Source organism: Blastococcus sp. HT6-4 (assembly GCF_039679125.1).
In the GTDB taxonomy this organism is placed as follows: domain Bacteria; phylum Actinomycetota; class Actinomycetes; order Mycobacteriales; family Geodermatophilaceae; genus Blastococcus; species Blastococcus montanus.
Genome location: NZ_CP155551.1, coordinates 370,295 through 391,006, shown reverse-complemented (window position 1 = coordinate 391,006; position 20,712 = coordinate 370,295). Strand labels below are relative to the sequence as shown.

At 74.2% G+C, this 20,712-nt stretch carries 17 protein-coding genes and 2 tRNA genes; 7 read left to right on the top strand and 12 right to left on the bottom strand.

Annotated elements, in window-relative coordinates; genetic code table 11:
* Nucleotides 1–39: 39 nt before the first annotated feature.
* The 4 genes from ABDB74_RS01780 to ABDB74_RS01765 form a co-directional block, all read right to left on the bottom strand.
* The gene (locus ABDB74_RS01780; RefSeq protein WP_346621300.1) at nucleotides 40–1,026 is read right to left on the bottom strand and encodes a tripartite tricarboxylate transporter substrate binding protein; all 987 of its coding nucleotides are present in this window, start codon (nucleotides 1,024–1,026) and stop codon (nucleotides 40–42) included.
* Between the two features lie 124 nt (nucleotides 1,027–1,150).
* A complete protein-coding gene (locus ABDB74_RS01775) occupies nucleotides 1,151–2,701 on the bottom strand; it encodes an acetolactate synthase large subunit (RefSeq protein ID WP_346621298.1) in 1,551 nt (516 codons plus the stop codon).
* Nucleotides 2,702–2,800: 99 nt separating this feature from the next.
* On the bottom strand, nucleotides 2,801–3,301 hold the full coding sequence (locus ABDB74_RS01770) for a MarR family transcriptional regulator (RefSeq protein ID WP_346621297.1): 501 nt from the start codon (nucleotides 3,299–3,301) through the stop codon (nucleotides 2,801–2,803).
* A gap of 40 nt (nucleotides 3,302–3,341) precedes the next feature.
* Complete coding sequence (locus tag ABDB74_RS01765) at nucleotides 3,342–4,478, bottom strand: hypothetical protein (RefSeq protein WP_346621295.1); 1,137 nt, start codon at nucleotides 4,476–4,478, stop codon at nucleotides 3,342–3,344.
* 184 nt (nucleotides 4,479–4,662) lie between these two features.
* On the opposite strand from ABDB74_RS01765, the gene ABDB74_RS01760 reads away from it, so the two are divergent.
* Nucleotides 4,663–5,958 (top strand): lactate 2-monooxygenase, encoded by a 1,296-nt coding sequence (locus ABDB74_RS01760; protein ID WP_346621294.1) that lies wholly within the window; start codon nucleotides 4,663–4,665, stop codon nucleotides 5,956–5,958.
* A 168-nt stretch (nucleotides 5,959–6,126) separates the two neighbouring features.
* On the opposite strand, the gene ABDB74_RS01755 is transcribed toward ABDB74_RS01760, so the two are convergent.
* The 4 genes from ABDB74_RS01755 to ABDB74_RS01740 all read right to left on the bottom strand — a co-directional run bounded on the left by ABDB74_RS01755 (nucleotide 6,127) and on the right by ABDB74_RS01740 (nucleotide 10,688).
* Nucleotides 6,127–8,868: a transglycosylase domain-containing protein gene (locus ABDB74_RS01755; RefSeq protein WP_346621293.1), complete on the bottom strand. Its 2,742-nt coding sequence runs from the start codon at nucleotides 8,866–8,868 to the stop codon at nucleotides 6,127–6,129.
* Between the two features lie 339 nt (nucleotides 8,869–9,207).
* A tRNA-Arg gene (locus ABDB74_RS01750) sits at nucleotides 9,208–9,280 on the bottom strand.
* Nucleotides 9,281–9,300: 20 nt separating this feature from the next.
* Nucleotides 9,301–9,389, bottom strand: a tRNA-Ser gene (locus ABDB74_RS01745).
* Nucleotides 9,390–9,485: 96 nt separating this feature from the next.
* Nucleotides 9,486–10,688 (bottom strand): MFS transporter, encoded by a 1,203-nt coding sequence (locus ABDB74_RS01740; RefSeq protein ID WP_346621291.1) that lies wholly within the window; start codon nucleotides 10,686–10,688, stop codon nucleotides 9,486–9,488.
* 103 nt (nucleotides 10,689–10,791) lie between these two features.
* On the opposite strand from ABDB74_RS01740, the gene ABDB74_RS01735 reads away from it, so the two are divergent.
* Both ABDB74_RS01735 and ABDB74_RS01730 read left to right on the top strand, forming a co-directional pair.
* Complete coding sequence (locus ABDB74_RS01735; protein ID WP_346621290.1) at nucleotides 10,792–11,322, top strand: CGNR zinc finger domain-containing protein; 531 nt, start codon at nucleotides 10,792–10,794, stop codon at nucleotides 11,320–11,322.
* Entirely contained in the window at nucleotides 11,322–11,861 is a 540-nt protein-coding gene (locus ABDB74_RS01730; protein ID WP_346621288.1) for a phosphatase PAP2 family protein, read from the top strand. Before ABDB74_RS01735 ends, ABDB74_RS01730 begins: the two co-directional genes overlap by 1 nt.
* Before the next feature lie 13 nt (nucleotides 11,862–11,874).
* On the opposite strand, the gene ABDB74_RS01725 is transcribed toward ABDB74_RS01730, so the two are convergent.
* Nucleotides 11,875–12,330, bottom strand: coding sequence for a hypothetical protein (locus ABDB74_RS01725; protein WP_346621286.1), 456 nt, complete (start codon nucleotides 12,328–12,330; stop codon nucleotides 11,875–11,877).
* 70 nt (nucleotides 12,331–12,400) lie between these two features.
* Between ABDB74_RS01725 and ABDB74_RS01720 the strand changes: the two genes are divergently transcribed.
* The 3 genes from ABDB74_RS01720 (at nucleotide 12,401) to ABDB74_RS01710 (ending at nucleotide 14,867) form a co-directional block, all read left to right on the top strand.
* The gene (locus ABDB74_RS01720) at nucleotides 12,401–13,129 is read left to right on the top strand and encodes a GAF and ANTAR domain-containing protein (protein WP_346621285.1); all 729 of its coding nucleotides are present in this window, start codon (nucleotides 12,401–12,403) and stop codon (nucleotides 13,127–13,129) included.
* Nucleotides 13,130–13,227: 98 nt separating this feature from the next.
* Entirely contained in the window at nucleotides 13,228–13,821 is a 594-nt protein-coding gene (locus ABDB74_RS01715; protein WP_346621284.1) for a DoxX family protein, read from the top strand.
* Nucleotides 13,818–14,867 carry a PHP domain-containing protein gene (locus ABDB74_RS01710; RefSeq protein WP_346623832.1) on the top strand — a complete coding sequence of 350 codons (1,050 nt, stop codon included), beginning with the start codon at nucleotides 13,818–13,820 and terminating at the stop codon, nucleotides 14,865–14,867. The genes ABDB74_RS01715 and ABDB74_RS01710 overlap by 4 nt, the downstream gene beginning before the upstream one ends.
* Nucleotides 14,868–14,913: 46 nt before the next feature.
* Here ABDB74_RS01710 and ABDB74_RS01705 read toward each other — a convergent pair whose 3' ends face one another.
* The gene (locus ABDB74_RS01705; protein WP_346621282.1) at nucleotides 14,914–16,044 is read right to left on the bottom strand and encodes a glycoside hydrolase family 6 protein; all 1,131 of its coding nucleotides are present in this window, start codon (nucleotides 16,042–16,044) and stop codon (nucleotides 14,914–14,916) included.
* A gap of 484 nt (nucleotides 16,045–16,528) precedes the next feature.
* Here ABDB74_RS01705 and ABDB74_RS01700 point away from each other — a divergent pair, with 484 nt between their 5' ends.
* A complete protein-coding gene (locus tag ABDB74_RS01700) occupies nucleotides 16,529–17,626 on the top strand; it encodes a glycosyl hydrolase family 8 (protein ID WP_346621281.1) in 1,098 nt (365 codons plus the stop codon).
* A gap of 6 nt (nucleotides 17,627–17,632) precedes the next feature.
* Here the strand turns inward: ABDB74_RS01700 and ABDB74_RS01695 are convergent, their stop codons facing one another.
* Nucleotides 17,633–19,414, bottom strand: a complete 1,782-nt coding sequence (locus ABDB74_RS01695; RefSeq protein ID WP_346621279.1) for a glycosyltransferase family 39 protein — start codon at nucleotides 19,412–19,414, stop codon at nucleotides 17,633–17,635.
* Nucleotides 19,411–20,712 carry a glycosyltransferase family 2 protein gene (locus tag ABDB74_RS01690; RefSeq protein ID WP_346621278.1) on the bottom strand — a complete coding sequence of 434 codons (1,302 nt, stop codon included), beginning with the start codon at nucleotides 20,710–20,712 and terminating at the stop codon, nucleotides 19,411–19,413. Before ABDB74_RS01690 ends, ABDB74_RS01695 begins: the two co-directional genes overlap by 4 nt.

Genomic DNA, 20,712 nt, shown 5'->3' with positions numbered 1-20,712 from the left:
GTTCCTCCGGTGGTCGGGGGGTGTCGTGCGGGGATCGGGTCAGCCGAGGATGGGTTCGTAGACCTCCTGCGTGCGGTCGAGGACCTCGGCGAGCTCATCGGCCCCGGCGAACTCCTCCGGGACGTACTGCTCGCCGATCCGCTCGCGCACCTCCGGTTGCTCGAGGCAGGTCCGGAGCGTGTCCTCGAGCGTCGCGACGACGTCGTCGGGGAGCCCGGCCGGGCCGGCGAGGCCGAAGGTCGAGCCGGAGAGGGTCAGGCCCTCGTAACCGAGCTCGGTGAAGGTCGGGGTGTCGGGCAGCCAGGACAGCCGCTCCTCCGAGGAGGCCACCAGCGGGACGAATGCACCCGACTCGATGTTCTGCACGACGTCGGTCGAGGCGTTGATCAGCACCGCGTCGACGTTGCCGCCGAGGAGCGCGGTGGTCATCTCGGCGTTGCCGTCGAACGGGATGACGGTGACCTCGACGCCGTGCTCCTCGGCCAGCCGCTGCAGCTCGATGGCCTGCGGCGTCGAGGCGCCGGGCACACCGACGTTCACCGTGCCGGGCTGGGCCTCGGCCGCGGCGAAGAAGTCCTCCGCCGAGGAGTACGGCGAGTTCTCCCCCACCGCCAGCACGGACGGGACCTCGGCCATGACGCCGACCGGCGTGATGTCGTCCTTGGTGTAGCCCACCTCGTTGGCCAGCGGGGTCAGGACCATGGTCCCCGCGGTGACCAGCGACAGGGTGTGCCCGTCGGGCTCGGCGCCGACCAGCTCGGTCGTCGCCAGCGCGCCGGAGCCGCCGGGCAGGTTCTCGACCACCACGGTCTGGCCCAGCTCGTCCTCGATGCAGGCGCCCACGGTGCGGGTGGTCAGGTCGGTGGGGCCACCGGCGCCGTAGGGCACCAGCATCCGGATCGACTCGGTCGGGTACGCGGCCGCCTCGCCGCCACCGGTCGCGGTGGTGCCACCTCCGTCGTCGCCGCCGCACGCGGCCAGCAGGCCGACCAGCGCGACGCCCGCGATTCCTGACGAGATGCGCATGTCTCTCCCCCAACGATCGCCGTTGATCGCCTCTACCGGACAGCCCGACGGTGGTCCGGATCACCTGGATACAAGCACAGGGGTGGCCCGGCAGCGCCCCGAAAAGACAACGATCCGGACTCGGTCAGGGCACCTCGAGGACGACGTCGATCAGGTGCGGACCAGGCTCGGAAATCGCCCGCCGGAACTGGCGGGCGAACTCCTCGGCCGTCCGGACCCGGGTGGCGGGCACGCCCATGCCGGACGCCATCGCGGCGAAGTCCAGCTCCGGCCGGGAGAGCTCGAGCAGGTCGCGGGCCCGGGGCCCGGATGCGGTCGCGCCGACCTGCGCCAGCTCGCCCTCGAGGATCCGGTAGGAGCGGTTGCTGAGCACCACCGTGGTGACGTCGAGCCCCTCGCGGGCCTGCGTCCACAGCGCCGAGATCGTGTACATGGCGCTCCCGTCACCCTCCAGGCAGACGACCGGCCGGCCGGGGCACGCGACCGCCGCGCCGGTGGCCGCCGGCAGGCCCTGCCCGATCGCGCCCCCGGTGAGGGTCAGCCAGTCGTGCGGCGGCGCGCCGGCGGTCGGGAGCCCCATCTGCCGGGTCGATGTCACCCCCTCGTCCACCACGATCGCCCCCTCCGGCAGGAGGGCGCCGACGACCCGGCCCACCGTGTGGGGGGTCAGCGCCCCCTCGGGCAGGACCGGGCGCAGGAGGGGCTGGGTGGCCGCCTCCGGCGCGGCGCCGACGAGTTCCGCCAGGTGCTCCAGTGCACCTGGCAGGTCGTCGCCCCCGGCGCCGAACTCGTGCACCCGGCAGCCGGCCGGCACGAGGTCGCTCGGCTTGTCCGGGTAGGCGAAGAACGACACCGGCGCCCGGGCGCCGACGACCACGAGGTGGGCGATCCCCGCCAGCCGCTCGGAGACCTGCTCCGCCGCGCGCGGCAGCCGTTCCAGCGGTGGCCGGCCGGCGCCCCGCTCGAGCCGTGCCGGGAAGGTCTCGCAGTACAGCGCGGCGCCCGTGGCGGCGGCCACCCGGCTCGCGGCGGCGATGCCCGGCGTCCGCGTCGCGGCACCGCCGAGCAGGAGGGCGCAGGGCTCCCCCGACGTCAGCAGGGCGGCGACCGACGCGACGACGTCGTCCGGAACCGCCGCCGGCGGGGGGACGGCGACCGGGGTCGCGGGCGTGCCCCCGTCGGACCAGGAGACGTCCGCCGGCAGGACGAGCGTGGCGATCTGCCCGGGCGGTGTCCGCGACGCGGCGATGGCGGCCGCCGCGTCGGCGCCGACGTCGGCGGAGCGCGCCGAGCGCCGCACCCAGCCCGACACCGTGCCCGCGAGCGCCTCGATGTCCGACTCCAGCGGCGAGTCGTAGGCCTTGTGGTAGCCGGCGTGGTCGCCCACCACCGCGACGAGGGGCGTCGCGGCACGGCGCGCGTTGTGCAGGTTGGCCAGGCCGTTGGCGAGGCCGGGCCCCAGGTGGAGCAGGACGCCGGCCGGGCCCCCGGTCATCCGCCCGTAGCCGTCGGCCGCCCCGGTCGCGACCCCCTCGAACAGGCACAGGACCCCGCGCATCCGCGGCACGCGGTCCAGGGCGGCCACGAAGTGCATCTCGGAGGTGCCGGGGTTGGCGAAGCAGACGTCGACCCCACCCTCGACCAGGGTGCTGATCAGCGCGCCGGCCCCGTTCATGCCGGCCGCCCCGGCCGGTCGGTGGCCGGATGACGTCGATCACAGGGCGCGCCCACGGGCCGAACCGTACGCGGCCCGCGCGCGCCGCACCGGGCGAGCTCAGCGGCGGGCGCGGGTGGCGGCCGAGACGCGGGCCAGGGCATCGGTGACGACGGCGGAGTCGTCCCCGAGCAGCGTGAGCAGGTGGGCGACGAGGTCGTCGTGGGTGACCCGTGCCGCCGTCACCCGCTCGCGGCCGGCCTCGGTGAGCCGTGCGTGCAGGAGCCGCCTGTCGCCCGCGCCGCGCTCGCGGACCACCAGCCCCTGGGCCACCAGCCGGTTGATCGTGCTCGTGACGCCGGGCCGGGACAGCCCGACGGCCTCGGCGACCTCGCCCATGGAGGCCCGCTCCCCCGGCGACTCGGCGATCCGGCGGAGCGCCTCGAAGCCGGTCAGCGAGAGGTCGTGGTGGCGGTGGAGCGCTGAATCGACCCGCCGGGTGATGCGGTCGTGCACCTGCACGATGCGCAACCACGTCTCGGCGGGGCGGGGAGCGACTCCGGGAAGAGCGGCGGTGTCCCGGGGGACTCCGCGCGCGAGCGCGTCCTCGGACCGTGACACCAGACCATGGTCCCCCGGACCCGCGGCGATGAAACCGCCGTCAGCGGGACGGGACCGGACGGCGCTCGTGCCGGCCCGCGTGCTGCTGCCCGGCGACGGACACCAGGCCGGCGACCGTCGCTACGAGCGCCACCGCCGCGGCCACCAGGGAGGCGAGGGAGAGCACGCCCCGGGCGGGCGGGACCTCCTGCTGCCCGGCCGCGACCTGCAGGTCGACGCCCGTGATCACGGCCGAGTCGGCGCCGACCATGTCGAGGGTCACCGGCCCCGTGGTCGCCTCCACCGGGATCCGGACGTCGACGCGCACCGCGCCGTCCGTGTCCGCGGTGGCGGTGGCCAGCAGCACGTCGCTGCCGTGCAGCAGGATGTCCACCCGTTCGCCGGGCAGGAAGCCGGCTCCGTGCAGGACCACCGTCCCGCCCACCTGCACCAGCCCGGCAGCGGCCCCGGCGCTCAGCCGCCCGGCCGGGGACAGCCCGGCCGGCTGCGGGGCCGGCGAGGCCGACCCGCTCGTGGTGGTCGCGGGCGCGGAGGTGCCCGCGGGAACGGTGGAGGTCGCCGGTCCGGTCGGCCGGGAGCCGGTGGTCGTCCGGCCGGTCGCCGTGCCGCTGGGCGGCGCGGCGCTCGGAGCGGCGGGTCCGACGGTGACCGCGGGGACGACCGGCGGGGCGGGCGGCGGGTTGAGCGCGACCTCGCAGTCCTCCACCGTGGGGCGGGTGAGCGTGTAGTCCTCGAGCTCGTCCACGTAGGTCGCGCCGGAGCCGTCGCGGGTGGCGAACTCGAGGCGGGGATCGATGGTCTCGCCCGGGGCCACGTCGCCGGTGCGCAGCACCACGCTCCCCAGGGGGGCCAGCACGGCCTCGTCCTCGCCGGCCGGCTGCCGGGTGGTCGACAGACGGACGGTGTAGGCGGCCGTGCCGGCGACCACCTCGACGACGATCCCGCCGGGGCGGCAGCTCGGCCCGTGGGTGACGCGGTAGTCCGGGCGCGTGGGGTCGTCGATCGCGAGCGCCGGGGCGGCACCGGCCACGGCGACACCGAGCAGGAGGACGAGGAGGCCGGTCACGACACCGGCGGAGCGGGCGCCACGCGTTGCCCGCACCGGCGCCGTCGACGCCGGCTCGGCGGCGCGCTCGAGCGTGCTGGTCAGTCCGTCCTCCCGTTCCGGTGCACTCAAGTTCCAGATGATGACGGATGTGACGGTTCGTTGCCAGCCCGTTACGCGCGTGTCGCGCGTGTCGCGCGGCGTGTCGGGCATTCGTTCCCCGAACCGCCACCCGGCAATCACCGGGAGGTCACGCACCCAGGCGGTCGCGGGCACCCGCCGGATCGGATGAGAGCCCGGTCACTACGGTGACCGGGTGGACGAAGCGGGTGCGGGTCGACGGCGGCAGAACGAGGTCTACCGGGCCGGGGTGTTCGGGCACTCCCCGCGCGTGCCGGTGAGCATCCGGCGGCTGAAGGAGCGCGCCGAGCGGGTGCTCGACGCGCGGGCCTACGGCTACGTGGCCGGCGGCGCCGGCGACGAGGCGACACAGCGGGCCAACCGTGCGGCGTTCGACCGGTGGGCCGTGGTGCCGCGGGTGCTGCGGGACGCGAGCGTCCGCGACACCTCGGTGGAACTCTTCGGTCGCCGGCTGCCGGCCCCCTTGCTGCTCGGCCCCGTGGGCGCTCTCGAACTGGTGCACCCCGAGGCCGATCTCGCCGTGGCGCGGGCCGCCGCCGCCACCGGCGTGCCGATGGTCTTCTCCAACCAGGGCTCGGTGCCCATGGAGGAGTGCGCCGGGGCGATGGGTGACTCCCCCCGCTGGTTCCAGCTGTACTGGTCCACCTCCGACGAGCTGGTGGAGAGCCTGATCGGCCGCGCCGAGGCCGCCGGCTGCGATGCCCTGGTGGTCACCCTGGACACCACGATGCTGGGCTGGCGCCCGCGCGACCTCGACCTGGGCCACCTCCCGTTCGCGCTCGGCAAGGGCATCGCCCAGTACACCTCCGACCCCGTGTTCCGCCGGCTGGTCGAGGAGCGCGCCGCGGCCGCCGGGCGCCCGGGCTCCCCACCTGCCCAGCCGCAGCCCCGGCCCACGCCCGCGGCGATCAGGGCGCTGGTGACGATGGCGAGGGCCTGGCCGGGCTCCTTCCGCGAGAACCTCCGCTCACCGCTGCCGAGGGCCGCCGTCGAGACCTTCCTGGCCATCTACTCCCGGCCCTCGATCAGCTGGGCCGACCTCGCGTGGCTGCGCTCGCGCACGAAGCTGCCCATCCTGCTCAAGGGCGTCCTGCACCCCGACGACGCGCGGCGCGCGCTCGACGAGGGCATGGACGGCGTCGTCGTCAGCACGCACGGCGGGCGGCAGGTGGACCGCTCGATCGCGGCGCTGGACGCGCTGCCCGACGTCGTCGCGGCGGTGGGCGACCGCGCCCCGGTCCTGTTCGACAGCGGGATCCGCAGCGGCGCCGACGTGTTCACCGCCGTCGCCCTGGGCGCCCGCGCGGTCCTGCTGGGCCGCCCGTTCGCCTGGGGCCTGGCGCTGGCCGGCGAGGACGGGGTCCGGCAGGTGATCTCCGACGTCCTCGGCGAGTTCGACCTGACTCTGGGGCTCACCGGGCACACGGCCGTCGACCAGCTCGGCCCGGAGATCCTCCGCCGGGTCCCCTGACCCCGCGGCAGATGGCGTCGCCGACACACCGGCCACGGCTTGACGGCGCGATGTGGCCTGGCTCACAGTAGGAGCGGGCGGGGGTAGCCGGGATTCGAATGGCCGCCCATTGCTGGGCGGACCGACCAACGCGGCCAGACCGTCAGAACCGGCCCCCCGCCCCCACTCCTACTCCGCTGCGCCGCCCGGCTCGGGCTCAGGCGCCGGTGCGGGCTCGGGTTCGGGTTCGGGAGCCGGCTCGGGTGCGGGCTCGGGTGCCGGCTCGGGCGCGGGCTCGGGTGCCGGCTCCGGCGCGGGCCCGGGTGCCGGCTCCGGCGCGGGCTCGGCTGCCGGCTCCGGTGCCGGCTCGGGTGCCGGCTCCGGTGCCGGCTCGGGTGCCGGCTCCGGCGCGGGCTCGGGTGCCGGCTCCGGCGCGGGCTCGGGTTCGGGTGCCGGCTCCGGCGCGGGCTCGGGTGCCGGCTCCGGCGCGGGCTCGGGTGCCGGCTCCGGCGCGGGCTCGGGTGCCGGCTCCGGCGCGGGCTCGGGCTCGGGCTCCGGCGCGGGCTCGGGAGCCTGTTCCGGAGCAGGCTCGGGAGCCGGTTCCGGCTCGGGTGCCGGCGGCGGCGGAGGCGGAGGCGGAGGCGGCGGAGGCGGCGGCGGCGGCGTCCACCACGCACCGTTGCTGACGAGCATCGCCACCGGCTGGTCCTTCTGGACGATCGCGCCGGGGCCCGGGTCGACGCCGACGACGACGCCCGGCGGCCGGGAGCTGTCGACGCGCACCACCGTCACCGCGAGATCGCGGGAGCCCAGCAGGCCGCGGCACCGGTCGGTGGACCCGCCGGCGCAGCCTCCGGGCACGGTCGCCCGGGTACCCGACACGTGGAACGGGTCGGCGGGCGGGAAGGGCGCCGGCGGGCGGGCGCTCAGGACCGGCTGCATCGCGTCGTGCCAGATCTGGGCGCCCTTGCCGCCTCCGAAACCGCCGACGTCCTGGTTGGCCACCGGGTCGTAGACGAGCACGCTCGCCGCCAGCTGCGGGGTGTAGCCGACGAAGGCGATCGAGTAGTTGTTCTGCGTGGTGCCGGTCTTGCCGGCGATCTGGTGGCCGGGGACGTACGCCCGCCGGCCGGTCTGACCGGGGAACCCGGGCTCGACGTCCTTGCGGAGGGCCGCGGTGAGCGTGTGCGCCACTCCGGGGGCGACGACCTGCTCGCAGTGGGACGCCCCGAGCGGCCGGCCGTCCTCGCCCAGCAGCGGCTCACCGTGGCGATCGAGGATGCGGTCGATCGGCGTCGGGGTGCAGTGCAGTCCACCGGCGGCGAGGGTGGCGTAGGAGTTGGCCAGGTGCAGCGGGCTGGTGGCCTCCGAGCCGAAGGTGAACGAGCCGCGGTTCTCCGCGATCACCTGGTCGGCGATGGGGTCCAGGGAGCGCAGGCCCAGTCGCTGGGCCATCCGCACCGGCGCCTCCACGCTGCCCAGCTGGTCCTCCAGCGCCAGGAAGTAGGTGTTGGAGGACATGTAGAGCGCCTGTTCCATGTCCAGCGTGCTCCGGTAGCGGCCGGCGTTCGAGACGTCGTAGGGGCCGTCACCGTCGCGGTACACCGTCGAGACGTACGGGTCCGACGTGGTGATCCGGTGGTCGAGGCCGAAGCCCTGCTCGAGCGCGGCGGCGGCGGTGAACACCTTGTAGGTCGATCCGGCCCCCTGCCCGGCGGCCACGTTGAGGTTGACCGTCGTCCTGGTGGGGTCGCCGTCGCTCACGCCGTAGATCCGGTTGACCGACATGGCCAGCACCCGGCCGGTGCCCGGCTCCACCAGGGTGTAGATGCCGGCGCGGGGGTCCTCCAGGGCCAGCGTCTGACGGACGGCGGCGTCCCCGGCCTGCTGCATCCCCGGGTCCAACGACGTGTGGATGGTGTACCCACCGGTGCGCAGCTCCGCCAGGCTCAGCCCGAGGGTCTCGGTGAGGTGGTCCATGGCGTAGTCGCAGAAGAAGCCGCCGATCCGGGCCTCGCGGCAGCCGCGCGGCGGCCCCTCGCCCGGGGTGAGGACGACCGAGGCGCTGCGCGCGGCGTCGGCCTCGGCCGGGTCCACCATGCCGAGCTCCACCATCCGGCCCAGCACGACGTCACGCCGCTGGGTGGCGCGCTCGGGAGCCACGAAGGGGTCGTACTGGGCGGGGCTCTGCACCAGCCCGGCGAGGGTGGCGGCCTGGTCGAGCGTGAGCGCGTCCGGCGTCACGCCGTAGTAGGTCTCGGCGGCGGCGGCCACGCCGTAGGCCCCGGCACCGAAGTAGACCCGGTTGAGGTACCGGGTGAGGATCTCGTCCTTGGTGTACTGCTCCTCCAGGGCGAGGGCCAGCTGGGCCTCGCGGAGCTTGCGGCCCACGTCCTCCGCCGTCGCCGCCTGACGGGCCTCGGGGTCGGTGGCCGACTGCAGGCGGATCTGCTTGACCAGCTGCTGGGTGAGGGTCGAGCCGCCCTCGACCACCTCGCCCGCGGACAGGTTGCGCAGGAGCGCCCGCGTCAGGCCCTTGCCGTCGACGCCGCTGTGCTCGAAGAAGCGGCTGTCCTCGATGGCGACCAGCGCGTCCTTCATCACCGGGGCGATGGCCTCGCTCGGTACCACGGTGCGGTTGCGCTGGTAGAGCTCGGCGATGAGCGAACCGTCCGCGGCGAGGATGCGGGTGTTGCCCGCCGGCGTCCGGTCGAGCAGCTCGGAGGACACCGGCCGCAGCAGATCGGTACCGCTGCGCGCCGCGACCGACACCCCACCGACCACCGGCAGCACCATCCCGGCGACCAGCATCCCGGCCAGCACGACCGCGAGCCCGAGCTCGAGCACGAGCCAGCGGCGGCGTGGCCGGCGCGCCGGCGCCTTCTCGACGCCCGGCAGCAGGAGGCCGTCGGCGGTGGGACGGGGTGGCACGGAACTCCTCTGCGCAGGCGGCAACGGCGGCGCCCGCCCGCGGCAGGCCCCTTCCTCGGTACCCCTCCCTCGCATCCGCGCCACCGCAGGGCGTGTTCTGTCACGCAATCGCAAAGAACGCCCCCCGGTGGAGCGGGCCTCCAGCGCGGTGGTCGGTGACCCCGGTCGCCCAGTCATGCGGACTCGTGGCGATCAGCCGTCGATCGCCCCGAGATCGCAGGACTCGACGAGGGAGCAGTCCCGGCCGGCCGGCGAGGCGGCGGTACGGAGACCCGGGAACGACGAAGCGGCCCCGCACTTCCGTCGAAGTGCGGGGCCGCTCGGTGTCTCAACCAGACGTGCACCCGAAGGGATTCGAACCCCTAACCTTCTGATCCGTAGTCAGATGCTCTATCCGTTGAGCTACGGGTGCGGATGTTCAGTTGTCGTGCGCGGAGGCTCCGGGATTTGAACCCGGGATGGGGATTAACCCAAACCGCATTAGCAGTGCGGCGCCATAGACCGGACTAGGCGAAGCCTCCCGGGGTCCGAGTCACCTCGTAACCACCGAGGAGAGAGACTACCAGCGCTCTCCGGGGGCTCCCAGCCCGGGTCCGGGACCCGGGCCGGGATGCGGTTCAGGCGGCGACGCGTTCGCTGGGAGCTGCCGACCGCGGCGCCGGACGCCGACCGGGCACCAGGGTGACGACGACGGCCGCGGCCGCACCGGCGCAGGCGAGCACCAGCGAGCCGGGCACCCCCCACCGGGTCTCGATCAGCGCACCGCCGAGGGCCGCGCCGACGGCGGAGGCGCCCACGGTGATCGTCGACAGCCAGGTGAAGGCCTCCGTGGTCGCGTGCACCGGAGCCAGGGACCCGATCAGCGAGCTCTGCACGGTGAGGGTGGGTGCGATCGCCGTCCCGCCGAGGAAGAGCAGCACGCCCAGCGCCCAGGGACTGGAGACCCAGGCCAGCGGCGCGAGGCCGATGGTGACGCCGAACAGCAGCCAGCGGTACTGCCGGGGGAGCGACGCGCTCATGACGCGGGCCCCGAACCACAGACCACCGGCGACCGAGCCCAGCGACCAGACGGCGAGCAGCAGGCCGGACATGCCGGGCCGGCCGGCGGAGTCGGCGAAGGCCGGGATGGCCACCTCGAGCGCCCCGAAGCCCAGCATCACGGCCGAGCCGCTGAGCAGCACGCGGGGCATGCCGGGGGTGAGCACGGTGGAGAACAGGCTCGCCCGAGATGCCGGCGCGGGCACCCACGACCGGGCGGCGCCGGCGACGCCGAGCGCGCCCACGACCGCCAGGGCGCCGGCCAGCCCGACCGCCCACGCCGGGGCGGCGAGCACCGCCAGCATGGCGACCAGCGTGGGGCCGACGACGAAGACCAGTTCGGTGGCGGTGGCGTCGAGGGCGTAGGCGGCGGGCCGGGAACGGGGATCGGTGCGCGACCACAGCGCTCGGACCGTGCCCGACACCAGCGGCGTACTGGCGCCGGCCAGGGCCGAGGCTGCGACGACGGCGACGTCGTGGGCGCCGCCGAGGGCGACGGCGACGAGCAGGGCGAGCAGCAGCGGGTAGAGCGTCGACTGCACCAGCAGGATGCGGCGCGGGCCCTTCCGGTCGGCGAGGCGGCCGAGGACCGGGGCCATCGCGGCCGAGGCGAGGCCCAGGCCGGCCGCCGCGAGACCGGCGACCGCGTAGGAACCCGTCTGCTGCTGCACCATGAGCAGCAGCGCGAGCGGCACCATGGAGGAGGGCAGGCGGCCGGCGAACCCGGCGAGGAGGAGCACCGGGGCGGAGGGAAGCCGCCAGACGGTGAGATAGGTACGCACGCGTGCACTCGTTTCACACTGCAGGGGAAGGAACAGTAGGCGGTCAAAGACCGTTGACCGCCTACGCAGTCCCGAGACTAGGGACTCGACGGTAGGGAGTCAATTGGACTACGACACCTACGGGTCAACCGCGGTCGAGCTGGCCATCGCCCTGGCCAACGCCGACCTCGCACCCGACGACGGCGTGTCGCGTTTCCTGGTGGCGCACGACGAGTGGTTCACGCCCGGGACGTCGCTGGACCTCACGCCGGCCGAGGCGGAGAAGGTGGGCGTCACGTCCCGGCTGGTTCGCGCCGTCGCGCTGGCCGGGTCCCAACCCGACGTCCTGACCCGGCTCAACGAGCTGCTGGCGCTCGCCCGGCCGCGCCCCTACGCCACCGACCACGACGGCGAGCTCCACCTGCACTACGCCCGCCCCGACGCCCCCGCGCTGGAGCAGCTGACGACGACGGTGGCGATGGGCCTGTCGCAGGTGGTGGTGCAGCACGGCTGGCAGCGCCTCGGCGTCTGCTCGGCGGAGGGCTGCGACGACGTCTACGTCGACACCTCGCGCAACGCCAGCCGCCGGTACTGCTCGAACACGTGCGCGAGCCGCTCGACGGTGGCCGCCTACCGGGCCCGCCAGAAGTCGTAGTGCGCCTCGCCCGCGACCTCGATGCACGCCTGCACTCCTACGTGGGCGCACTGCCGCGCACGCCGGCCGACCGCTGGCTGCGCCGGCTGTCCACGCTCGCCGACCACGGCGTCCTCTGGCTGGTGATCGCTCTCCTGCTGGGCAGCCGGCGTGGGCGGCTGCGCCGGGGGGCGGTGCGTGGCGTGGGCTCGATGGCGGTGTCCAGCGGGCTGGTCAACGCCGTCCTCAAGCGGCTGTTCGGCCGGGTGCGCCCGGACCTGGCGAACCTGCGCACCGAGCGCCGGCTGCGACGCGAGCCGGGCAGCCTGTCCTTCCCGAGCGGGCACGCCGGCTCCGCAGCGGCGTTCGTCACGGGCCTGGCGCTGGAGAGCCCGCTGGCCGCGGCCGCGCTGGCACCGGTGGCGCTCGGCGTCGGCTACTCCCGGGTGCACGTGGGCGTGCACTACCCCGGCGATGTCCTCGCCGGCTTCGCCGTGGGCGGCGCGGTCGCGGCGGCCGGCCGGCGCTGCTGGCCGGCGCGACCGACCGGGACGGCCTGACCGGCCACGGCGGTCAGGCCGGGTCGAGGAACCGGTCGAAGACCAGCCCGGTGGCCTGCGCCTGCAGGTACTTGTCGACGACGTCGACCGCCCACTCCCCCACCGTCCAGATGCTCGGGGAGTACACGCCGAGCGCGGTGCTCATCGCGACGTCGGCGGGGTAGACCACGGCGAAGACGGCGTTGACGGCCCGCTGCCCCCGGAGCCCGCACCTGGCGGCGACCCCGTAGGCGGTGCCCCACAGGCCACCGAGGGACAGGTGGGCGGCGTAGTTCAGGGCGGCGCGGACCTCCCGCGTCGACGGGCGCACCGGGAGGAACCGCTCGGCCAGCTCGGCGGGCGCGTAGCTGTCCGACCGCCCCGTCAGCGGCATCTCGACGAGCTTCTGGAAGGCGGTCATCACGACGGTGCCGGCGACGCCGGCGAGGATGCCGCGGCCGAGGAGGGACGGCAGGTCCGAGGAGGTCACCGCACGCCCCTACCCGGCCACCCCGGGGGGGACACGCGGACAGGCGGCGATCCGCCACTAGGGTTCCTCCATGGCAGAGGCAGCGGAGAGAGTCGATCCCCTGCACCACCTCGGCGAGGTGATGACCCGCGTGGCCCGGACGCTCCAGCAGGAACACGGCGACGTGGAGGCGACCCTGCGGGCCATCACGGCCGCCGCGGTCAGCACCGTGCCGAACGTGCAGGCCTGCAGCATCAGCTACGTCACCGGCCGGGCGAAGATCCAGCACCGCGCGTCGTCGAGCGACCTGGCCCGGGAGACCGACCTGCTCCAGGAGCAGGTCGGGCAGGGCCCGTGCCTGTCCGCGGTGTGGGAGGAGGAGGTCGTCCGGGTCGACGACGTCGGCGTGGACGGGCGATGGCCGGAGTTCGCCCGGGAGGCCTCGGCCCGGGGAGCGGGCAGCATGATGTGCTTCCAGCTGTTCGTCGAGGGCGACACGCTCGGCGCCATGAACCTGTACTCCGGTGCCCCCGGGGCGTTCGACGAGGAGTGCCAGGAGATTGGGCGGATGTTCGCCGGCCACGCGGCCGTCGCCCTGGCCGGCGCCGAGCACGAGCAGAACCTCCGGCGCGGCATGACCACCCGCGACGTCATCGGGCAGGCCAAGGGCATCCTGATGGAGCGCCACAGGATCACCGCCGACCAGGCGTTCGGCGTCCTCGCCCGGGCCTCGCAGGAGCTGAACCGGAAGCTGGCCGACATCGCGGCGGAGGTCGCCGGCACCGGCGCGATCCCCGCCCGGAACCGCCGCCCCGAGTAGCCGCGACGCACCTGGTCTGCGGTTTCGGGGATTGCGGGATCGATCTTCCGGGCAGTGCACGACGCGACTGCCCAGTGGCATCGAGGAAAGAGGTCATCATGCTCGTTCGCCGGATCGCCCGGCCCCTGCTCGCCGCGCCGTTCATCTACGGCGGGATCAGCACGCTGCGCCAGCCGCAGTCGCGGGTGGCGGGCGCACGCCCCGTCGTGGAGAAGATCGCCGACACCGCCGACAAGCAGCTCCCCGTCGAGCTGCCCCGGGACGTCGAGCAGTGGGTGCAGGTCGACGCCGCTGTCAAGGTCGCCGCCGGATCGCTGTTCGCGCTGAACAAGTTCCCCCGGCTCACCGCCCTGCTGCTGTCGGCGTCCGTCGTGCCGACGACGCTGGCCGGCCACCGCTTCTGGGAGCACGACGACCCGACCGAGCGCTTCGGTCAGCTCTCGAACTTCCTGAAGAACACCGGCCTGCTCGGTGGGCTGCTGCTGGCCGCCGTCGACACCGAGGGCAAGCCGTCGGTGGGGTACCGCGCCAAGCGGGCCGCGAAGCGGGCCTCCGACGTCACCGAGAAGAACTACGCGAAGGCCTCGAAGCGGGCGACGAAGGCGCAGAAGCGTGCCACCCGCCGGGCCGGGAAGAAGGCCGGCAAGGGAGCACTGAAGGGCACGGGAGCCCTGAAGGCGGCGAAGCGCTGAGCGCACCGCTCCCGCCCGCGGCCGCGCTCCGGAGGATCGCCTTCCTCCTGGAGCGCGCCCGCGAGGCGAGCTACCGCGTCGGTGCCTACCGCACCGCCGCGGCGGTGGTCGACGGCCTCGACGAGGCCGACCTCGCCCACCGGATCCGCACCAACACGCTCACCGACCTCCCCGGCATCGGCCCGAAGACGGCGGCGGCCATCGTGCAGGCGCACCGGGGCGAGGTGCCCGAGTACCTGACGACGCTGGAGCAGAGCTACGCCGAGCAGCTCCCGGCGGCCGACGACGTCGCCGCGTTCCGCGCCGCGCTGCGCGGTGACCTGCACGCCCACTCCGACTGGTCCGACGGCGGCAGCCCGATCCGCGAGATGGCCGAGGCGGCGATCGCGCTGGGCCACGAGTACCTGGCGCTGACCGACCACTCCCCCCGGCTGACGGTCGCCAACGGGCTGACGCCCGAGCGGCTGGAGCAGCAGCTCGACGTCGTCGCCGCGCTGAACGAGGAGCTGACCCCGTTCCGGATCCTCACCGGCATCGAGGTCGACATCAACCTCGACGGCAGCCTCGACCAGACCGACGAGCTGCTCGGCCGGCTCGACGTCGTCGTCGCCAGCGTCCACTCCGACCTGCGGGCCGACCGCGCGGCCATGACGGCGCGGATGCTCACCGCCGTCGCCGATCCGCACACCGACGTGCTCGGCCACTGCACCGGCCGGCTGGTGATCGGCCGCAGGCAGCGGAACGGGACCCAGCGGCCGCGTCCGGAGAGCCAGTTCGACGCCGAGGCGGTGTTCAGCGCCTGCGTCGAGTTCGGCACCGCGGTGGAGATCAACTCCCGGCCGGAGCGGCTGGACCCGCCCCGGCGACTGCTCTCGCTCGCCGTCGAGCTCGGGTGCGAGTTCGCCATCGACACCGACGCCCACGCCCCCGGCCAGCTGGACTGGCAGTACAACGGCTGCGAACGGGCGATCGAGTGCGGCGTCGACCCCGGACGGGTGATCAACACCCGCAGCGCCGAGGACCTGATGGAGTGGACCCGCGGCTAGCGGGGAGGAGGCCTGCCGCTACGCCTCCCGCGCTCATCTGCGGCGGTCACCCGCGAGCCAGCCCCAGCGCGTAGTCGGTCCAGAACTGCCCCGCCGCCGGGCCGCCGTTGCACGCGCCGTCGGACTCACCCGGCGTCTTGATCCAGATGAACGCGTCGACCAACCCGTGGCCGGTCTGGGTGGTCGTCGGCTCCCCCAGCGCGCGGCCGGACGGGTTGCACCAGTCGTTCCCGGGCCCGTTGCCGTTGCGACCGGTGTCGACGACGAAGCGAGCTCCGCCCAGCAGGGCCGACAGCTCGCTGCCGTACCGCACGTTGTCCGCCGTGGTCTCGAAGTTGGAGACGTTCAGCGCGAAGCCGTCCGCCTCCGCGACCCCGGCCGCCTGCAGCCGCTGGGCCATCGCCCGGGCGTCCACCCAGTTCGAGTGCCCGGCATCGAGATAGGTGTGCGTGGCCGGGTTGGCCTCCAGCACGCCGACCGCCGACCGGAGCATCCGGGTGCGCTCGTCGGCGTTCCCGCACAGCAGGGCCAGGGTGTCCGGTTCCACGACCACCACGGCCTCCGCGGTTCCGATCCCCGCGGCGACCTCCCGGATCCAGGCCTCGTACCCCGCCACGGACCCGGCGCCTCCGGACGCCGAGTGGCCTCCGCAGTCGAGGTTCGGCACGTTGTACGCCACGAAGACCGGCACGCCGCCCGCCGCGTGCGCCTCGGCGACCCGGGTGCGGACGTCCGTCCTGACGTCCCGGTTCCAGGAGCCGAGCCAGGTGGCCGTGGGCACGTCGGCCATGCGCCCCAGCAGGGCCGCGTCGGTCGGGCTGCTCGTCCGCAGCCGCGCGGCGGCCTCGGCCGCGCCGGAGTTGGGGCCGTACAGGGTGTCGCCGGTCAGCGGGCCGGCTCGGTCAGCGGCAGCCACCGTTCCGGCGAGCGCCATCGGGCCCGGCGACTCGACCGCGGCGGGGGCGGCCACCGGAGCCTCCGGCGCCGGGACGGGCGCGTCCGTGACGGCGACCGGCGGGGGCGGGGCCGCCTCGAGCTGCGCGGCATCGAGCGGGGCGGCCGCGGGCGCCTCCCGGGCTACCACGTCCTCGGCGGGCACAGCAGCCGGAGGAGCGGGGTCGACCGGCGCGCAGGCCGCCAAGGCGGGCGCGATCATCGCCACCAGCACGGAGGCCATCCGGTGACGCCGGTACGTTCCCCGACGGAGTGGCCGGTCATCGGCCCGGTCCACCCGTTGGCGTGACGGGACGACTACCGAACGTGGGGACATGGGCTGAACGTAACTGACAGAATGCGCTCTGTCACCGGAGTTGAGACGAGATCGTCGCTGTCGACGGCTTCGGGCGCCCTCGTCGGACGCGCCCGGGCGCGCGACCGGAGACCTCGGTCACGCCGCCGGGCCACCGGATCGGTCGGCCACCCGTGCGACGCGCCGGGCGATGTCGCCCCGGGTCGTTCCGGCACTCACTCTCGGTCGTCGGCCGTCCACCGCCGGGAGGGCGCGTGCTCGCCGGTGACCCTCGACCGGCCGGAGACGTAGGACAATCGTCGTACAGCGCCCTCGGCTGCCTCCGCCCCGGCGGCGGCGCACCTGGACCGGGTGCCGCACCCCGAGCACGGCGCGGAAGCGAGGCCCATCTGTGATCCGGACGACACGGGGTGTGTCCGCCGCCGTCCTCCTCTCGCTGGTCCCGCTCGCAGCCTGCAGCCCGTCCGACCCGGACCAGGGGACGGCCGTCGGGACGAGCGCGCCGGCCGCTCCGGCCGCGCTGACCGCGGAGGACGCCGGCCGGGCCTTCCTCGACGACTACGTCACCGAGGAGGGGCGCGTCGTCCGCTACGACGAGGGCGGCGACACCGTCAGCGAGGGGCAGGCCTACGCCATGCTCGTCGCCGCGGCGATGGGCGAACAGGAGACCTTCCGCGCGGTCTGGTCGTGGACCGAGGACAACCTCCGCCGCCCCGACGGGTTGCTGAGCTGGCGCTGGGCGGACGGCGCCGTCGCCGATCGGTCCGCCGCGTCGGACGCCGACCTGGACGCAGCCCGCGCCCTGGTGGTCGCGGGCGAGGCGTTCGACGACCCCCGGCTCACCGCCGAAGGTGTGGAGCTCGGCCGGGTCGTCCTCGACCTGGAGACGGTGCAGACCGCAGCCGGCCGCGTGCTGGTGGCCGGCGACTGGGCGACCGCGGCGCCGTACGCCTACAACCCCAGCTACGCCTCGCCCGCGGCCACCGCCGTCCTCGCCGAGGCGTCCGGCGATCCACGGTGGGCCGAGCTGGACGCCGGCTCCCGGGTGGTGACCGCCTCCCTGCTGGAGGACGGCGCCCTGCCACCCGACTGGGCGCAGGTCGCCCAGGACGGCACGGTGCAGCCGACCGCCGGGATCCTGGGGGGCGTGGACGAGGTCCGGTACGGCTACGACGCCGCGCGCCTGCCCGTGCGCTTCGCCGAGTCCTGCCGACCGGAGGACCGCGCCCTGGCCGCCGAACTGGCCGCTCCCCTGCGCCAGGCCGGGGACGCCGCCCGCCTGGACCTGGCCGGGCAGCCGATCGTCGACTACGACTCGGTGGTCGCGGCGATCGCCCAGGCCGCGGTGGCCACAGCAGTGGGCGACGACGACCGCGCCCGCCGCGAGCTGGCCGACGCCGCGCGGATCGACGAGGACACCGACACCTACTACGGCGCCGCCTGGAACGCGCTGGGCCGGTTGATGCTGACCGACGACGCGCTCGGCGGCTGCCCCCCGCTGGAGGAATGATCCCCGTCAGTCCTCCGCCGCGAGGATGGCGGTGATCGTCTCCTCGGTGGTGACGTACTTGCGGGCCATCTCCGGCACCGACATGGTGGCGCGGTCGACGAGGATGCCCTCGATCTGCCCGTTGGTCAGGTCGGGGTACTCGGCGCTGGGGGCGGCCAGGAACGCCTCGAGCCGCTGCCGCTCGGCCTCGGCCTCCGCCGCCTCGATCTCCGCCTGCTCGGCGAGCGAGCGGATGCGGCGGACCTCCACCTCGGCCTCGCCCGTGCCGGAGCTCCAGAGCAGTTCGCTGTGCTCGTAGGCGTCGAGCACGATCGGGCCGGCGTTCTTGGCGGCGGCGGCCGACCACACGAGGTAGTCGATGCCGGTGTAGTCGCCGCCCAGCTGATCGGTGACGGCGCCGTCGGAGTCCACCTTGTAGAACCACACGACGTCCTCGGCGTCCCAGCCGGCGTCCACGAGGTCGTTCCAGAACGCGTTGTCCGTCACGACCGTCGACTCGCGGGGCAGGGTGTTCTCGGCGAACTCCATCGCCTCGGCGCGGACGTCGTTGGTGTCCGCCGTCCAGGCTGCCGCGTAGTTGTACCGCCAGTCCGCGAGCGGCACCGCGGCCGTCGCCAGGACGAGCAGCAGGGCTGCGCCGGAGACCGCACGCACCGGCAGCGCCCGTGCCCGCATGAGCGACTTCCAGGAGACGTCGAGCAGCCCGACGAGGACCAGTGCGGCGAACGGCAGCACCGCGACGACGTACATCTGCGGGAGGTAGCCCGCCGGGCGCAGCGCCACCAGCGCGGCGACCAGGACGCCGATCGCCAGCGGCCGGAGCCGGCGGACGAAGAGCGCGGCCACCGACGCCGCGACGCCGCCGACCACCAGCACCCCGCTGTCCAGTTGGAGCCAGCCGGTGAAGGAGTCGTAGGCGCCGTCGCTCGGGCCGTTCGGGTCAAGCAGCCAGCCGGAGCCTTCCCGGCCTGCGAGCTGGAAGACCAGCGCGTCCCAGACCGAGACGTGGTCCGGGCCCGGGAAGAGCTCGCTGCGGATCAGCGCGAACAGCAGGTACATCGAGCCGGAGATCACCGCGATGGCGGAGAACCCCATGACCGCGAACGGCCGCGTCGGGCGGTACGCCGACTGCCAGAGCGCCACGAGCAGGGCAGGAAGGAAGACCAGGGTGGTCTCCTTGCTCAGCACCGCGACGCCGAAGCAGAGCCCGGCGGCCATGTAGTGGCCCAGGTGCCGGTTCCTGCTCAGGACCAGCAGGAAGGCGCCGATCAGCCACGGCAGGGCGACGTTGTCCAGGAACACCTGGCGGCCCTCGTAGATGACCAGCGGGTTGACCGCCCAGAGGAGCATCGCGGCCAGCGCCCAGCCGCGGGCCATGCCGACGCGCCTGGCCAGCAGGTAGGTGAGCAGCGCCGACGCCAGCGTGTAGCCGACCATGACGACCCGGCCGGCGAGCACCGAGGAGTTGGCGCCGTCCAGTATCGCGTCGGGCAGCCAGGTGAACAGCGCCATCTGCAGCCAGCCGGCCGGCGGGTGGTCGTACCAGTAGGTGTAAGGCGACAGGGCGCCGAGGTTCCCGACCGACCAGGCCTGGGAGTAGTACGTGCCCTCGTCGTCCCAGTACCGGGGCCAGCCGGCCAGGTTGAGCGAGTGCGCCACCCCCACGACCAGGAGCCCGACGCCGAGCATCAGGCGTTCGGAGCGGCGACCCAGCGCGCCGCGCGGGCGGCGCGGTGCCGACACCCGGTCGGGCTCGACGACGTCGGTGCGTTCGAGGACGGTGGTCACGCGGCGTGCTCCTCGTTCCGGACGACGGACAGCTGCGGGGTGATGTGCGAACCCGCGTGGGCGGTCTTCTCCCAGGCGAAGTCGCCGGTGACGTACTTCCAGATCGCCCGGAGGACCGCGACGGCCAGCAGCAGCTGGTAGAAGGGCAGCGAGACGACGAGGCGGACGTAGTCGCGGAACCGGGCGTCGAGCCCCATCTCCTGGCTCCACTCGCGCAGGATCAGCATCTCGAAGCCCAGCATGGTGATCGTCGGCGCGAGCGGCAGGAGGGTGATCAGCACGACCAGCGGCGGCACGCTGGCGATGAACCCGGTGAGGATGGCCAGCGGCAGGACGACGCCGGAGAAGGCCACCGCGTGCTGCTGGACGAGCGTCCACCAGGCGTGGAACCGCTGCGAGCGCGTCGGGAGCTTCTTCCACTCGCCCTTGGCCAGCACCTGCATGAAGCCCAGTGCCCAGCGGGTCCGCTGCTTGATCAGCTGCGGGATGCGCTCCGGCGTCTCCTCCTGGGTGGCCAGCGCGGGGTCGTAGCCGACGACGATCTTCTTGCCCAGGCAGGAGAGCCGGACGCCGATCTCGCAGTCCTCCGCGAGGCAGTCGCCGTCCCAGCCGCCGACCTGCTCGATCAGCTCCCGCTTCACGAAGACGGTGTTGCCGCCCAGCGGGATGAAGCCGGAGAGCGCGTGGCCGTGCAGCCGGGAGCGGAACCAGATCCGGTACTCCATGCAGTTGCGGAGGCTGAACCAGGAATCGCGGTAGTTCATGAGGTGGACCGCACCCTGGACGACGTCCGCGTCGGTCTCCAGGAAGGTCGCGTCGACGTGCCGGAGCAGGCCCGGCTGGGTGAGCGACTCCGCGTCGATGATGCCGACGACGTCCTTGGTGCAGTCCAGCAGCGAGGTGTTCAGCTGCCGCGGCTTGTTCTTGACCGTGTCGTAGTTGATCGAGACGCGGACGCGGGTCGGCCACCGCCGGGCCAGCTTCTCGGCGATCTGGACAGTGTTCAGGCCGTTGCTCATCGGCTTCGCGTCGTCGTGCCCGACCGAGAAGATGATCTCGAAGTCGGGGTGGTCCTGCGCCAGCAGCCGCTCGACGGTCGACGTCATCACCTCCTCGCTCTCCTCGCGGCAGGGCACGATCAGGCTGAAGGAGTACTTCGCCTTCCCGGGCACCCGGAAGCCGACGGACTCGAAGGAGCCCGGGGACATCCAGGCGTGCATCTGCCACCACAGCGTGGTGCCGGAGATGACGAGCAGGGTGAGCGCGACGAGGACGAGAAGCCCGGAGAGGATCGCCAT